This is a genomic window from Actinokineospora terrae, from assembly GCF_900111175.1.
In the GTDB taxonomy this organism is placed as follows: Bacteria; Actinomycetota; Actinomycetes; order Mycobacteriales; family Pseudonocardiaceae; genus Actinokineospora; species Actinokineospora terrae.
The window spans coordinates 126,657-141,070 of the sequence record NZ_FOGI01000008.1; the positions used below are offsets into that span (position 1 = coordinate 126,657).

The following is a 14,414-nucleotide window of genomic DNA, read 5'->3' on the forward strand; positions in this document are numbered from 1 at the left end:
GTCGTGCCCGCCGCCGGGAGCGCTACGGGACCGTCTGGTGCGGGACGTGCGTGGTGCACGCCGCGTCGCCCCTGGCGATGGTGGCCAACCGCTGCACGTGGGTGCCGAGCAGGTCGGCGAACGCCGCCGTCTCGACCTCGCACAGCTGGGGGAACTCGGCCGCGACGTGCGCGACCGGGCAGTGGTGCTGGCACAACTGCTCCCCCGCCCCGACGCTGCGCGTCGAGGCGGCGTAGCCCTCCCTGGTCAGCGCCGCGGCCAGGGCCTCGGCGCGGCCAGCCGGGTCTTGCGGCGCGGTCACGTCGTCGCGGTGCCGGTCGACCAGTGTGGCCACCCGGCGCGCGGCGAACGCGCGGACCGCCTGCTCCCCCCCGGTCTCGGCGAGGAAGCGCAGCGCGGAGATCGCGAGGTCGTCGTAGGCGTGCCCGAACCGCGACCGACCGGCCTCGGTGAGCAGGAACAGCCTCGCCGGTCGCCCGCGGCCCCTGGTCCCCAGGCGGGGCGCGTCACGGGTGTACGCCTCCCCGTCGGCGACCAGTGCGTCCAGATGCCTGCGGACGGCGGTCGGGCTCAGCCCCAGCGCCTCGGCGATCGCGACCGCCGTGACCGGCCCCTGCTCCAGCAGCAGCCTGGCCACGCCCTCGCGGGTGCGACCCTCGGCTTGCTGCCCGGCCGCGGCGGGGGCGTCGGCCTCCGCAGCGGTCCGCGGAGCGGGAGCGGTCTTTTTCACAACACAAGTGTGTCTTATTTCCCGGCGGCTGGCAAAGGTGGGGGTCAGCGGTGGTGTCGTGGCTCACAAGACCCGTCCGGGTGACGCCCGGCTGTCCGGTCGTCACCGCGGTGTTACCACGGCCAGGACCTGCCGCTCGACCAGCAGCATGATGCCGCACAGCTCGCGCGGGGTGGCCCCGAAGTGGACCCGGTCGGCGCGCATCGCGGCCGCGAAGGCCCCCACCGGGGCGGGGGTGCGGCGCGCGGCGTGCAGGCGGTCACGGGCGGTGGCGAGGTCACCCCGGTCGGCCGCGACCCGCGCCGCCGAGCCCGCCGCGTGCCGCCTGGCCGCCGCGGGCAGGTCGTGCGCGGCCAGCCAGCCGTCGATCTCGGCGATGACGTCGAGGTCCGGGTCGGCGTCGGCGTGGTCGGCCATCGCGGACCACGCCAGCGCGGTGCCGAACCGGGCGCCCGCGGCGTCGAACGCGGTCACCGCGTCCTTGGCGGCGGCCAGCGCGCCCACCGCGTCACCCCGCTCGCCCCGGATCTTGGCCTGCCAGAGCGCGAGGTCACCGCGCGGCCAGCCGGGCGCGGTCGACCTGGTCGTCGGTGATCCCGTCCCGCGCCACCCGCCGGTCCACGGCGTCGAGCAGGGCGTCGGCGACGGCGAGCGCCTCGTCGGTGCGCACCAGCCACGGCGGCTGCGCCCGTTCGTCGGCGAGCGAGCGCAACGCCAGGGCGCCGACCGCGTCGGGCAGCGAGAGGTCGGGCGCGGCGACGAGGACCTTCTCGGTGACCCACGTGTCGATCACCGCGGCCCTCTTGGACTCGGTCAGGGTGGACAGCAGGGCCGCGTCGGCCAACTGCCGGAAGACCATGCCGCGCCTGATCGACAGCCAGCCGATGACCAGTGCGGGCAGTCCACCGATCACGGCGGGCACCAGCAGGTCGCGGTCCGGGTGGAACAGCGCGATGGCCGCGGTGAACACCAATCCGGTGGCGACGGCGAGCCTGGCCAGGTGCCCGAGGGCGAGGACGACCACGAGCAGCGGTCCGCGGACCATGTTGTTGCCGATGACCACCGCCAGCACGACGAACACCGAGAAGACGACGGCGACGAGCCGGTACCACTCCCAGCCCATCGGCTGCGGGGCGCGCCCCCACCAGGCGACGGCCTCGGCGCCGATCGGGCTCGCGGCGAGCACGGTGGCGACGAGGGCGTTGTTCAGCTCGGCCGCGCGCAGGATCCGGCGGCGCGGGCGCAGCAACGCCACCCGGATCCGGTCCACGGCGACCAGGTACAGCGCGATCACCGCGGCACCGAGCAGGCGCACCGCGGTGTCGGTGAGATCGCCGCCGGGCAGGGGGACGCCGAGGACGAACGCGAACGGGACCAGGGGCGCGATCCTGGCCGCCAGCGACCACCGCAGGTCCGACCTGGCGCTGTCGCGCTCCGCCGCCTCGAACGGCAGCTGCTTGCCGTTGGCGGCGCGCAGGAAGTGGTGCAGGGCGAAACCGACGAGCAGCGGCACGACGGTCATCGCCATCAGCTCGGGGTCGGGGAGCCGGATCAGGGTCAGCGCGGCGATACCGGCCAGGAATCCGAACCCGAACAGGCCCAGGGCGAACGCGACGACGGCGACCCACCACGCGGGGTCGTCGAACGCACCGGCGGTGACCGCGAACGCGACGGCGAGCGCCAGGTCGACCCACGGCAGCGGGAGCACCCAGTCGGCGCGTTCGAGCCGCTTGACCGCGGCGAGCACCCCCGCGAGAGCCGCGAGGACGATCGACAGCAGAGTCGGATCCGGCATGAGACCGCCCCTCACCACCACCACACCGCGGCGCCCGGGGACGCCGGTACCGGCCGGGACGGCTCGGATGATCACGACGGTAGCGCGGTGCCCGGCGCGCCAGGTGCGGTTCGCCGGAATCGGCCTGCCGCTACCCTTCCGGACGTGGTAGCCGGTGACACTGTGGGGGACGCGACGCGCACGCGCGCGGAGGGCGAGCCGGGGCGGGCGGACTCCGGTCCGCTCGACGAGCGCGAACGCAGGCAGCTCGACGTGGTGCGCCGCTTCGGCACGGTCGGGTCGCTGCTGCTGACCATCGGCTCGCTCGGCGCGGGCGCGGCCCCGGTGTTCAACCCGGTGTTCCGGCTCCCGGTGCTCGGCCTGTTCAGCCGGATGACCACGGTGTCGCTGGCGTTCGCGTTCACCGGCGTGTTCATGATCGTGCTGGCCTGGCTGGCGCTGGGCAGGCTGTCGCGGCCGGGCCGGGCGCGCGCGGTGTCGGTGCCGCAGATGGCCCGCACGCTGGTCATGTGGATCGCGCCGCTGGTGTTCACCGTGCCCAGCTTCAGCCGCGACGTCTACAGCTACCTGGCGCAGAGCGAGATCGTGGCGATGGGCCAGGACCCGTACACCGTCGGCCCGGCGCAGGCGCTGGGCATCAACCACCCGCTCACCCAGGGCGTGCCGACGATGTGGCGGGAGACGCCGTCGCCGTACGGGCCGCTGTTCCTCACCCTGGGCAAGGCGGTCAACTGGCTCACCGGCGACCACGTGGTGCTCGGCGTCGCCGCGCACCGGGCGCTGGCGCTGCTCGGCCTGGCGATGGTCATCTGGGCGCTGCCCCGGCTGGCCCGCCGGTTCGGGGTGAGCCCGGTCAGCGCGCTGTGGCTGGGCGCGGCGAACCCGCTGGTGCTGTTCCACCTGGTGGTCGGCGTGCACAACGAGGCGCTGGCGATCGGGCTGATGCTGGTCGGGTTCGAGCTGGCGCTGCGCCGGATGCCGCGGGTCACCCCGGACGGGCCGTTCCCGCCGTGGCAGCGCGGGGAACTGCTCTGGTACGGGGTCGGCGCCGCGGTGATCACCCTGGGCGCGGCGGTGAAGATCCCGGCCGCGCTGGCGCTCGGTTTCCTCGGCGTGATGATCGCCCGCCGGATGGGCGGCTCGTGGAAGAACCTGTTCGCGGTGGCGGGCGGGCTCGGCGTGGTGTTCGCCGTGGTGCTGACCGCGACCTCGCTGGGCAGCGGCCTGGGCTACGGCTGGGTCGCGACGCTCAACACCGCGGCCACCATCAAGAGCTGGATGGCGCCGATGACCGCGCTGGGCTTCGGCGCGGGCTGGCTGGGCATCGTGCTCGGCCTCGGCAACCACATCGACGCCGCGATCACCGCCAGCCGCACGGTCGGCGCGGTGATCGGTCCGCTGATCGCGGCGAAGCTGCTGCTCGACAGCTTCCGCTGGAAGCTGCGCCCGCTGACCGGCCTCGGCGTCGGGCTCGGCGCGGTGCTGGTGTTCGGCGCGACGGTGCAGCCCTGGTACCTGCTGTGGGCGGCGGTGCCGCTGGCCGCGGGCGCGGGCAACACCCGGTTCCGCACCGCGGCGATGGTGGTCAGCGCGGGTCTGGCGGTCGCGCTCGGCCCGACCGGGGCGACCTTCGACGGGCGGGTGTTCGTGCTGCCCTACGCCTACATCGGCGCGATCGCGGTGACCCTGCTGGCGGTGACCGCGGTCCGCAAGCACATCCCGCGTGCCGAGTGGGCGCCCGCCGGGGCCGTGACGGCGCCCACGTCCTAGGCTTGACCACTGTGAACACGCCCGCCGTCGAGGTGTCCGACCTGGTCAAGTCGTACGGGTCGACCACGGCGGTCGACGGCGTCGGCTTCCGGATGGCGCCCGGCTCGGTGCTGGCGCTGCTGGGCCCCAACGGCGCGGGCAAGACGACCACCGTGGAGATCTGCGAGGGCTTCCTGCGGTCGGACTCCGGCGCGGTGCGGGTGCTCGGGCTCGACCCGGCCGCCGACGGTTCCAAGCTGCGGCCGCGCATCGGCGTGATGCCGCAGGGCGGCGGCGCCTACCCCGGGGTGCGCGCGGGCGAGATGCTGCGGCTGGTGGCGGCGTGCGCGGCGAACCCGCTCGACCCGGCGTGGCTGATCGACGTCCTGGGGCTCTCCGGTTGCGCGCGCACCCCCTACAAGCGGCTCTCCGGCGGGCAGCAGCAGCGGCTGTCGCTGGCCTGTGCCCTGGTCGGCCGCCCCGAACTGCTGTTCCTCGACGAGCCGACCGCGGGCATGGACCCGCAGGCGCGGCGACTGGTGTGGGAGCTGGTGTCGGCACTGCGCGCGGACGGCGCGTCCGTGCTGCTGACCACGCACCTGATGGAGGAGGCCGAGGCGCTCGCCGACCACGTCGTGATCATCGACGGTGGCCGGGTGGTCGCCGAGGGCAGCCCCGCGCAGCTCACCGAGGAGCACCCGGACGCCCAGGCGCTGCGGTTCCGGGCCCGCTCCGGCATGGACACCGGGCTGCTCGTCGCCGCGCTGCCCGAGGGCTGCCTGGTGTCGGAACCCTCCCCCGGCGGGTACCTGGTGACCGGCACCGTCGACCCGCAGGTCGTCTCGACGGTGACCGCGTGGTGCGCGCAGCAGGGGGTGCTCGCCGAGGAGCTGCGGGTGGGCAGGCGCAGCCTGGAGGACGTGTTCCTGGACCTGACCGGGCGGGAACTGCGCTCGTGACTGCCACACGCCCGCCCGTGCCCACCCAGATCACACGCCCGCCCGTGCCCACCCAGATGATGTCGACCGGACGAGAGCCGCGCCTGTGACCGACCTGCCGCCGACCGGGCGGTTCACCCCCGGCACCTTCTCCCCCGCCCCCGGCGCGGGCGCCCCGCTGCGGATGCTGCGCACGCACGCCCGCACCGAGGCGGTGCTGACCATGCGCAACGGCGAGCAGGTGCTGCTGACCCTGCTCATCCCGCTCGCGCTGCTGGTGGGCCTGGCCAACGTCACGGTGATCGACCTGCCGGAGCCGCGGGTGGACTCCCTGGTACCGCGGGTGTTCGCGCTCGCGGTGATGTCGACGGCGTTCACCGGGCAGGCCATCGCCCTCGGCTTCGACCGGCGCTACGGGGTGGTCAAACGCCTGGCGGCAACGGCGTTGCCGCGCTGGCTGCTGGTGGCGGGCCGGGTCCTGGGCTGCTTGGCGGTGGTGGCGCTGCAACTGGTGGTGCTCGGGATCGCGGCGGCCTTGCTGGGCTGGTCGCCGTCCGCGGTTGGTCTGGTGTGGACAGTGGTGCTGGGGGTGCTGGGCACGCTGTCCTTCGGCGCCATCGGGGTGCTGCTGGGCGGGGCGTTGAAGGCGGAGGTGGTGCTGGCCCTGGCCAACGTCATCTGGCTGGTGCTCCTGCTGGCGGGCGGCGTGGTCCTGACCGCCGACACCCTCCCCACGGGCATGGCCGACGTGGTTCGCCTACTCCCCTCCGCCGCCCTCACTGAAGGCTTTACCGACGCCCTCGTCCACGGCACCGCCCCCGCCCTGTCCACAGTGGCCCCACTGTTGGCCTGGGGCGGCATCGCGGGCCTAGTCGCCACCAAGACCACCAAGCTGACCTAGGCGCGACCGCCAGATCGCGCTAGCCCGCCAAGCCGGGAACGATGCCGGGCGGGGACGTGGGGGCGGGTGGCGGGAGGGAATGGATACGGAGGCTGCCGCCGGGCGGGTCGTGGGGGAGTAACCGGACCGACGGCAGCCGGGAAGGCGGGTGGGGGAATCCGCGCTTCCGCGACGGAGTGTAGTTCCCCGTGATCACCGCGTGGGGTCCTTTCGCGAGCATGACCACACTTTCGCCGATCGGCGGGTGGTGAGAGCCAGGGCACGCTAGGCAGGCCCTGACCACGACTCCCAGTGACGCGGGCCTACCATCGGCGGGTGCCGCTGGAGACGTTGAAGGCCCGTATCGATGCCCTGCCCACCCCGAGCACGCGCGTCCAGCGCGCGGTGGCGATCGCGGTGGTGGTGACCCAGGCGTTGATCGCGGTGACCGGGTCGGTGGTCCGGGTGACGGGGTCGGGTCTGGGGTGCTCGACGTGGCCGCAGTGCCAGCCCGGCAGCCTGGTGCCGGTGTCGCACCCGGAGTTCGCGGCGCTCAACCAGTGGATCGAGTTCGGCAACCGGCTGCTGACCGGTGTGGTGGGGATCGTCGCGTTCGCCGCGTTCGCGTTGGCGTACCTGGCCCGGCCGCGGCGCAGGCACTACGTGCGGTTGGCGTTGGCGATGCCGGTGGGTGTCGTGGTGCAGGCGGTCCTGGGCGGGCTCACGGTCCGCTTCGACCTGCTGTGGTGGACCGTGGCGGTGCACCTGATGGTCTCCGCGGTGATGGTCTGGCTGTCGGTACTGCTCGTCGACGCGGTCGACCCGGCGGAGCGTGACCCGGTGCGGGTGCCGTCAGCGCTGCCGGGGCTGCTGACCGGTTCGGTGGTCGTCCTGGTGGGCCTCTTGATCGCAGGCACGATGGTCACCGGCGCGGGCCCCCACGCGGGCGACCCGGAAACCCCCCGCTTGGCCCTCCCGGTGGAGACCCTCGCCCACGTCCACGCCGCGTTCCTGTTCGTATACCTGGGAATGCTCCTGGCCGCGGGCCTGCTGCTGCGCACCGGCACCTCCAGCCGAACCCTGTGGCGCCGCTACTGGATCGTGGTAGCCGTGGTCCTCGCCCAGGGCGCCCTCGGCTTCGTCCAGTTCTGGACCGGAGTCCCCGAACTCCTCGTCTCCCTCCACGTCCTCGGCGCCACCGCGGTAGTCGCCGCCACCTCAGCCCTCTGGTGCGGCACCCGAGCCCGCACCACCACCCCCGCCGAGCTCGTCGCCGCGTAACCGCCAGCCGGGTCACCCGGTCATCGGGTGAATCTGGTGTCCTGACGGGTGGTTCGAACCGGACCTGATGGGCCGGTCAGCCGCGGGTGCGGGAGGCCATCTTGGCGCGGTGGGCCGGGCCAATGCGGGTGGCCGCCACGGTGTCGCGGTCCCAATCGGACCGCTCCAGGCCGGTTACCCGGTCCACCAGGGCGGCGCCCGTCTCGAGGTCGGGTACCAGCACGTCACCCATGGCGCCGTCCTTGCCGATGAGCACCACCCGGGCGCCGGTTCGGCCGATACCCTCGACGACACCCCGGGACGGCGTACCGTGCGCCGCGACGAAGGCGGTGGCGGAGTGCAGTGCCGCGTCCGGGACCCGCGTTCCCGTGTTCTCCTCAGCTGAGTTCGCCATGACCCAGAGCCTAGGTCGTCGGCGGCCACCACACCCGGTCACCGTGAGCGGACGCACTCGGTGACCGGGTGGTAGGGGTACCCCAGAACGCGCGGCCCCGGTCGACCACAAACGGGGACGGCGGGATCACCCACACACAAGGAGAATGACTGTGCCCAAGGCGATCGTTGTTTCGGAGAACGGCGGGCCGGAGGTCCTCATCGCGGCGGAGGTGGACATCTCCGGACCGGGCGCGGGCAGCCTGCTGGTCCGGGTCGCCGCCGCCGGGGTGAACTACATCGACACCTACCAGCGCACCGGCGCCTACCCCGTGCCGCTGCCGTTCACCCCCGGCCTGGAGGGCTCGGGCACCGTCGAGGCGGTCGGCGACGGCGTCACCGACTTCGCCGTCGGGGACCGGGTGGCGTGGACGCACTCGATCGGCAGCTACGCCGAGCAGGTCGTGATACCGGCGACGTGGGCGGTTCCCGTCCCGGACGAGGTGGACGACGAGACGGCCGCGGCGGTGCTCCTGCAGGGCCTGACCGCGCACTACCTGTCGGCGTCGACCTACCCGGTGCAGGAAGGCGACACGGTCCTGGTCCACGCCGCCGCCGGAGGGGTCGGGCTCCTGCTCGTGCAACTGGCGAAGGCGCGCGGCGCCAGGGTGATCGGCACGGTGTCCACACCGGACAAGGAGCGGCTGGCCAGGGACGCGGGGGCCGACGAGGTCATCCGCTACGACGAGCAGGACTTCGTCGCCCGCACCAAGGAGCTGACCGGCGGCGAGGGCGTCGCGGCCGTGTACGACGGGGTCGGCGCCACCACCTTCGACGGCAGCCTCCAGGTGCTGCGCCGCCGCGGCGTGCTGGCGCTGTTCGGGGCGGCCAGCGGCCCGGTGCCGCCGGTGGACCCGCAGCGGCTCAACGCGGCGGGCTCGGTGTTCCTCGCCAGGCCGACGCTGTCCGACCACCTCGCCACCCCCGAGGAGACCCGCTGGCGGGTGGGCGAGCTGTTCGGCGCCATCACCGGCGGCGACCTGCGGGTCAGCGTGACAGGGCGCTACCCGCTGGTCGACGCGCGCAGGTCCCACGAGGAGCTCGAGGGCAGGCTGACCACCGGGAAGCTGCTGCTGATCCCGTGACGCCGGAAAGGTAAGGAAGTCACCGAGCGGAGGCATTGTGCGGTGAGGGTCGGGGAGAGCACCGCCCGCGTCAGTGGACCGAGCGAAATGGTTCACCCGCGGGCGGTCTCGGAATTCCCGCGCGCCATTCCGCCAGTCGCAGCAAGGGCGCGCTCGATGGCCGAAAAACGCATGGTGATCTGCATTACACAGGCCCCGGAAATCGGCCGTGAATGGACCCGGCGCCGCAGCGATCATCCGAGTCGGCGTACCCGCGAAAAGAGCAACGCCTTAGCCGGTGCGGAAGCGCGGGACGCGACCGGCCTTCACCTCCGGCCGGTCCACCGGGGTCCCGGGTGGCCAGGGACCCGCACTACCCCCGAGGGTCCGGACGGGCCGAGGTGGTCCGGTCCACCCCGAGCACGGTGACCAGCTCGACCAGCTGCCGCCGGAACGCCTCGTAGTCGCGCACCGCGCCGAGAACCTCGGGCTCCTCCCGCTCTGCGCGCAACGCCTCGGCGTGCACCTCGCGGCCCTCGTCGGTCAGCGACACGACCATCCTGCGGCGGTCGACCGGGTCGACACCGCGCTCGACGAACCCCGCGCGGTGCAGCCGCTCCACCGTCCGGCTCATGGTCTGGTCGGTCACCTTGGCGCCGTGCGCGAGCGCCCGCTGGGTGCGCGGCCCCTCGCGCAGCAGGTGCAGCGCGATCAGCCCGGCGTGGGTGAGCCCCCTGGTGGCCAGGAACTCCTGCCAGGAGTGCTCGACCAGCCGGGCGGCGACCGAGAGCAGCCGTCCGGTCGGCCACGAGGCCACCGGGTCCCCTGCGCCCACCCGCACCTCCGGAGTTGCGTTGTTCAGCGTGCTGAATAATCATGTGCCACGGCCCCACCCCACCTAGCAGCCACAGGGACGCGATGACAGACAACCGTACCCGCGCCCGCGCCGCGCGCTGGATCCTGCCCGCTCTGCTGATCGTCGCCTGGCTCGTGGTCGGCGGCGTCGGCGGACCGCTGCAGGGCCAGTTGAGCACGGTGCAGACCAACGACAACGCCGCGTTCCTGCCCGAGTCTGCCGAGTCGACCAGGGTCGGCGAGCTGCAGAAGGGCTTCGCCGAGGTCAACGCCCTGCCCGCGGTGCTGGTGTTCGAGCGCCCCGGCGGCCTCACCGGCGCCGACCAGCAGGCGATCACCGCCGCGCTGGCCGAGGTGGCCGAGGTGCCCGGTGTCGGCCCGGTGACCCCGCTCAAGCTGTCCACACAGGACGACGAGGCGGCCCAGGCGGTCGCGCTGCTGCCCACCGGCGGCGCGAAGCCCCGCGTGGTCGTCGCCGACATCCGGGAGCGGCTCGACGGCCTGCCGGACGGGCTGGCCGCGCACGTGACCGGTCCCGGCGGCCTGATCGCCGACTTCACCGCCGCGTTCGGCGGCATCGACGGCCTGCTGCTCGGCGTGACCGCGGCGGTGGTCGCGTTGATCCTGGTGGTCGTCTACCGCAGTCCCGTGCTACCGCTCGTGGTGCTGCTGACCGCGGGGCTCGCGCTCTGCCTGGCCGTCGCGGTGGTCTACGCGCTGGCCAAGGCCGGTGTGCTGCTGCTCAACGGGCAGAGCCAGGGCATCCTGTTCATCCTCGTGTTCGGCGCCGCGACCGACTACGCGCTGCTGCTGATCGCGCGGCTGCGCGAGGAGCTGCGCAGGCACGAGAGCAAGGGCGCGGCGATGCGGGCCGCGCTGCGGGCGGCCGCCGGACCGATCGCGGCGTCGGCGGGCACGGTCATCGCCGGGCTGCTCTGCCTGCTGATCTCCGACCTGCGGTCCAACTCCAGCCTCGGCCCGGTCGCCGCGATCGGCATCGCCGCCTCGCTGGCCGCCGCGCTGACGTTCCTGCCCGCGGTGCTGGTGCTGCTCGGCCGGGCCGCGTTCTGGCCCGCCCGCCCCCGGTACGAGTCGGTCGACCCGGTCGAGCACGAGAAGCCGCGCCGAGGGGTGTGGCCGAGGGTGGCCGGGCTGGTCGGGCGGCGGCCGCGCGCGGTGTGGCTGCTGAGCACGCTCGTGCTCGCGATCGGGGTCGGCTTCCTGCCGCAGCTGCGGGCGGACGGGGTGGCGCAGAGCGAGCTGTTCCTCACCGAGGTCGACTCGGTCACCGGCCAGCAGGTGCTGACCCGGCACTTCCCCGGCGGCACCGGCTCCCCCGCGATCCTGGTGACCGCGGCGTCCTCGGCGGAACAGGTCGTGCGGCTGGCCAAGGAGACCGAGGGCGTCGCCGACGCGGCCGTGCGCGGGGCGAAGATCGTCGACGGGAAGGTCGAGATCAACGCGGTCCTCAAGGACGCGGCGGACAGTCCGAACGCGCTCGACACGGTGCAACGGCTGCGGGAGCGGACGAGGGACGTCGGCGGCACCCTGGTCGGCGGCGCGACCGCGGGCCAGCTCGACGTGCGCACCAGCTCGCTGCACGACCGGAAGATCATCATCCCGGTGGTGCTCGCGGTGATCTTCCTGATCCTGGCGCTGCTGCTGCGCGCGCTGCTGGCGCCGCTGCTGCTGATCGCGACCGTCGTGCTCTCGTTCGCCGCGACGCTCGGGGTGAGCGCGCTGGTGTTCAACCACGTGCTCGGCTTCCCCGGCGCCGACCCGAGCGTGCCGCTGTTCGCCTTCGTCTTCCTGGTGGCGCTGGGCATCGACTACAACATCTTCCTGATGACCAGGGTCCGCGAGGAAGCGCTCGCGCACGGCACCCGCGACGGGGTGCTGCGCGGGCTGACCGTCACCGGCGGTGTGATCACCTCGGCCGGTGTCGTGCTGGCGGCCACCTTCGCCGCGCTCGCGGTGCTGCCGATCCTGTTCCTGGCCCAGATCGCGTTCCTGGTCGCCTTCGGCGTGCTGCTCGACACCCTGCTGGTGCGCTCGCTGCTGGTGCCCGCGCTGACCGTCGACATCGGACGCAGGGTGTGGTGGCCGGGCAAGGTCGGCTGAAAGCCGAAGGGCGCGCCCGGTGCGGGCGCGCCCTTCGGCGATCGGACGGGTGAGCGGTCGGACGGGTGATCAGGTGACCTTGACGGCGTCGATGACGAACACCAGCGTCTCGTTGGGCGCGATGCCGTTGCCGCCCTGGCCGTAGCCCTTCTCCGGCGGCACCACGAGCAGCCTGCGGCCGCCCTGCTTCATCCCGATCAGGCCCTCGTTCCAGCCGTCGATGACCTGGGCCTGGCCGACGTTCTCCAGCGGGTAGGGCTCGCCGCGGTCCCAGGACGAGTCCTTCTCCTGCCGGTTGGACCAGGTGACCAGCAGGTAGTGGGTGTCCATGGTGACCCCGGCCTTGACCACCGGCCCGGTGCCCTCGACGAGGTCCTTGCTCTGCAGCCCCTTGGGCGCGGCGCACGCGGGCGGGATGGTGATCTTGGGCTTGGCGCCGGGGGCACCCTCGACCAGGATGTCGTCGACGGAGCACTCCTGGCCACCGGACTGGGCGGCGGTGGACGGTGCGACCGTGGTCGGTGCCGCGCTGCTCGCGGTGGGCTTCGCCTTGGCGCTCACCGTGGGGTCCCCGGGCGGCTGGGAGGACGCCTGCTCGGAGTTGGCGCAGGCGGTGAGGCTGATCCCCACGGCCACCGCGATCATGAACTTGCCGACGTTGCGCATGGCTGGTGAGCTTAGGTCCCCGGATCGCGGCGGGCGCGGGGTGCCCCGGCGGTGCGGACCGCGACCCGGTGGTGATCCACCGCCCTCACCCGATGTTCGCAACCAATTCCCTGGCCAGGCGGCGTAAAGTGACTCACAGCCCCCGTTCGTACACCCATCGCTGCCGTGCGGGTGCGCCAAGGAGGTGACCTACCTTGTCCGCGGACGGCACGGTCCGCCGCACCCACCCGATCCAGGAGATGTTCTGGACCCGCACCGGCCTGCTGCTGGTCGTGCTGCTCGTCGTGTCCGGGTTGTCGATGTGGGTGTCCAACGAGCTCGCCCCCGGGCTCGGCCGCAACCTGCTGACCGCGCTGGGCACCGGGACCCTGGTGTCGGCGGTGGTGGGCTTCGGCCAGACGCTGATCACCGCGAGCGCCGCGCAGCGCGCCATGCTCACCCCGGTGATCGAGGAGAGCCGCAAGGCCCTGCGTGAGCTGTCCGCGGAGTACCGCTCGCTCAACCAGGAGTTCTTCCCCACCCACGTGTTCGAGGCGAGCACCGAGCCGGACCGCGCGTTCAACGCGCTGATCATGTCCGACCTGCGGCAGACCAGGCAGCTGTGGTTCCGCGGCTTCTCCGGCCGCTACGCCGCCGCGCGGATGCTGCTCTCGCCCGCCCAGTGGGAGGTGCGGGCGGTGCTGGCCGACCCGCGCGAGCGCGGCGCGATCAGCGGCAGGGCCCGGCACCAGGCCAGGCACCAGGGCGCCAGCGCGGACTTCGAGAAGATCCAGCTGGCCCTGCACGAGGAGATCCGGATCGGCCTGGTCGGGCTGTACCTGGCGCGGGCGCGCTGCGCGGGCATCGACGTCACCGTCATCGCCGACCCGCCGCTGGACCGGGTGGAGCTGTTCGACGACTGCGTGTGGATCACCCTCTACAGCGCCGTCGCGGGCGCGCCGTCGCTGTACCCGCGCACGCTGCGCTTCTCCGAGGGCTCGTTCATCTACGACATGCAGCGCGCGGAGTTCGCCAGGGTGCACGCCGCCCGCGAGGCGCACCGCTTCGTGCTCACCCCCGACACCAGCCGCGCGGAGTTCTGCGCGCACTTCGCGACGATCACCGGCTCCTCCCTGTCCGAGGCCGAGTTCCTCGACCTGGAGGCGAAGTTCCACCAGTTCCGCCACGAGTTCTCCACCAAAGCCGAGCTTGAGAGCTGATGCCCGTGTCCTCCCCGGTGCCCGCGCTGTCCCAGCTGGCACAGCGCATGCGCGAGATCGAACCCACCCGAGCCGACCCACCCCAGCGCTGGTCCGAGGTCTACCGGGGCGTGTCGTCCTGGGTGGACGGTGCGGTGCTGCGCGCGGTGCTGCGCCGCCACCTCGCCGAGCTCGACCCCCGGCACGCCGAGGCGCTGGCGGCGCGCTCCCGGGAGACCACGACGCACTTCGCCTGGTGCCTGCGCGACCACGCCGACGAACCGTTCACCTTCTGGCTGCACGAGTACAAGCCGCGGCACGAGTGGCGGCCGGGGTACGCGGACTCGGTGCACAACCACCGCTACCACTTCTGCACCGTGATCCTGCGGGGCGGCTACCGGCACGAGCGCTACACGACCACCACCGACGCCGACACCGGGCTGATCACCGGGGTCCGGTTGACCGCGCGCACCGAGTGCGTGGCCGGGGACTCCGGTTTCCTGGTGGCGCAGGACTTCCACCGCATCCCGCGCGCGCAGGACGGCACCATGACGTTCCTGGTCAAGTCGCGCCCGGTGCGGCGGTGGAGCCTGTCCTGGGACCCGACCACCGGGACCGGTCACCGGCACGTGCCGGTGGAGGCCCGGCTGGGGGAGCTCACCGGCCTGCTGTGACGGAGCCGACCGTCCCCACCGGCGACGGCCTATAGCATCGCCCCACCCGTT

Annotated in this window: 14 protein-coding genes; 8 read left to right on the forward strand and 6 right to left on the reverse strand. The window is 73.3% G+C overall.

Translation table 11 applies throughout. From position 1 onward, the window contains the following. Positions 1-22 precede the first annotated feature (22 nt). From BMY07_RS19380 to BMY07_RS19390, 3 genes are all read right to left on the reverse strand, one after another. Complete coding sequence (locus BMY07_RS19380) at positions 23-730, reverse strand: helix-turn-helix transcriptional regulator (protein WP_177215652.1); 708 nt, start codon at positions 728-730, stop codon at positions 23-25. A 102-nt stretch (positions 731-832) separates the two neighbouring features. Further along, complete coding sequence (locus BMY07_RS19385) at positions 833-1,234, reverse strand: hypothetical protein (RefSeq protein ID WP_092780287.1); 402 nt, start codon at positions 1,232-1,234, stop codon at positions 833-835. Positions 1,235-1,280: 46 nt separating this feature from the next. Then, entirely contained in the window at positions 1,281-2,525 is a 1,245-nt protein-coding gene (locus BMY07_RS19390; RefSeq protein WP_143073554.1) for a hypothetical protein, read from the reverse strand. 144 nt (positions 2,526-2,669) lie between these two features. Here BMY07_RS19390 and mptB point away from each other — a divergent pair, with 144 nt between their 5' ends. The 4 genes from mptB (at position 2,670) to BMY07_RS19410 (ending at position 7,373) form a co-directional block, all read left to right on the forward strand. After that, complete coding sequence (mptB, locus tag BMY07_RS19395) at positions 2,670-4,295, forward strand: polyprenol phosphomannose-dependent alpha 1,6 mannosyltransferase MptB (RefSeq protein ID WP_245782499.1); 1,626 nt, start codon at positions 2,670-2,672, stop codon at positions 4,293-4,295. Between the two features lie 11 nt (positions 4,296-4,306). Continuing rightward, complete coding sequence (locus BMY07_RS19400; RefSeq protein ID WP_092781067.1) at positions 4,307-5,233, forward strand: ABC transporter ATP-binding protein; 927 nt, start codon at positions 4,307-4,309, stop codon at positions 5,231-5,233. A 163-nt stretch (positions 5,234-5,396) separates the two neighbouring features. Further along, positions 5,397-6,113 carry an ABC transporter permease gene (locus BMY07_RS19405; RefSeq protein ID WP_092781071.1) on the forward strand — a complete coding sequence of 239 codons (717 nt, stop codon included), beginning with the start codon at positions 5,397-5,399 and terminating at the stop codon, positions 6,111-6,113. A 315-nt stretch (positions 6,114-6,428) separates the two neighbouring features. Next, entirely contained in the window at positions 6,429-7,373 is a 945-nt protein-coding gene (locus BMY07_RS19410; RefSeq protein WP_092781075.1) for a COX15/CtaA family protein, read from the forward strand. 76 nt (positions 7,374-7,449) lie between these two features. Here BMY07_RS19410 and BMY07_RS19415 read toward each other — a convergent pair whose 3' ends face one another. Further along, entirely contained in the window at positions 7,450-7,767 is a 318-nt protein-coding gene (locus BMY07_RS19415; RefSeq protein WP_092780296.1) for a hypothetical protein, read from the reverse strand. 145 nt (positions 7,768-7,912) lie between these two features. Here BMY07_RS19415 and BMY07_RS19420 point away from each other — a divergent pair, with 145 nt between their 5' ends. Further along, positions 7,913-8,890, forward strand: coding sequence for a quinone oxidoreductase family protein (locus BMY07_RS19420; RefSeq protein ID WP_092780299.1), 978 nt, complete (start codon positions 7,913-7,915; stop codon positions 8,888-8,890). A gap of 352 nt (positions 8,891-9,242) precedes the next feature. Here BMY07_RS19420 and BMY07_RS19425 read toward each other — a convergent pair whose 3' ends face one another. Next, the gene (locus tag BMY07_RS19425; protein WP_245782500.1) at positions 9,243-9,704 is read right to left on the reverse strand and encodes a MarR family winged helix-turn-helix transcriptional regulator; all 462 of its coding nucleotides are present in this window, start codon (positions 9,702-9,704) and stop codon (positions 9,243-9,245) included. Positions 9,705-9,787: 83 nt separating this feature from the next. On the opposite strand from BMY07_RS19425, the gene BMY07_RS19430 reads away from it, so the two are divergent. Further along, positions 9,788-11,845, forward strand: coding sequence for an MMPL family transporter (locus BMY07_RS19430; RefSeq protein ID WP_092780302.1), 2,058 nt, complete (start codon positions 9,788-9,790; stop codon positions 11,843-11,845). Between the two features lie 69 nt (positions 11,846-11,914). Here BMY07_RS19430 and BMY07_RS19435 read toward each other — a convergent pair whose 3' ends face one another. Continuing rightward, positions 11,915-12,511 carry an FKBP-type peptidyl-prolyl cis-trans isomerase gene (locus tag BMY07_RS19435; RefSeq protein ID WP_092780305.1) on the reverse strand — a complete coding sequence of 199 codons (597 nt, stop codon included), beginning with the start codon at positions 12,509-12,511 and terminating at the stop codon, positions 11,915-11,917. 239 nt (positions 12,512-12,750) lie between these two features. Here BMY07_RS19435 and BMY07_RS19440 point away from each other — a divergent pair, with 239 nt between their 5' ends. Beyond that, positions 12,751-13,710: a hypothetical protein gene (locus BMY07_RS19440; protein ID WP_092781081.1), complete on the forward strand. Its 960-nt coding sequence runs from the start codon at positions 12,751-12,753 to the stop codon at positions 13,708-13,710. Next, complete coding sequence (locus tag BMY07_RS19445) at positions 13,710-14,363, forward strand: hypothetical protein (RefSeq protein WP_092780308.1); 654 nt, start codon at positions 13,710-13,712, stop codon at positions 14,361-14,363. The genes BMY07_RS19440 and BMY07_RS19445 overlap by 1 nt, the downstream gene beginning before the upstream one ends. Positions 14,364-14,414: the final 51 nt, after the last annotated feature.

Coding starts and splice junctions, on each gene's coding strand:
- BMY07_RS19390 (WP_143073554.1), bottom strand. CDS start 2,525: ATGCCGGATCCGACTCTGCTGTCGATCGTCCTCGCGGCTCTCGCGGGG.
- BMY07_RS19405 (WP_092781071.1), top strand. CDS start 5,397: ATGCTGCGCACGCACGCCCGCACCGAGGCGGTGCTGACCATGCGCAAC.
- BMY07_RS19415 (WP_092780296.1), bottom strand. CDS start 7,767: ATGGCGAACTCAGCTGAGGAGAACACGGGAACGCGGGTCCCGGACGCG.
- BMY07_RS19420 (WP_092780299.1), top strand. CDS start 7,913: ATGACTGTGCCCAAGGCGATCGTTGTTTCGGAGAACGGCGGGCCGGAG.
- BMY07_RS19430 (WP_092780302.1), top strand. CDS start 9,788: ATGACAGACAACCGTACCCGCGCCCGCGCCGCGCGCTGGATCCTGCCC.
- BMY07_RS19435 (WP_092780305.1), bottom strand. CDS start 12,511: ATGCGCAACGTCGGCAAGTTCATGATCGCGGTGGCCGTGGGGATCAGC.
- BMY07_RS19440 (WP_092781081.1), top strand. CDS start 12,751: ATGTTCTGGACCCGCACCGGCCTGCTGCTGGTCGTGCTGCTCGTCGTG.
- BMY07_RS19445 (WP_092780308.1), top strand. CDS start 13,710: ATGCCCGTGTCCTCCCCGGTGCCCGCGCTGTCCCAGCTGGCACAGCGC.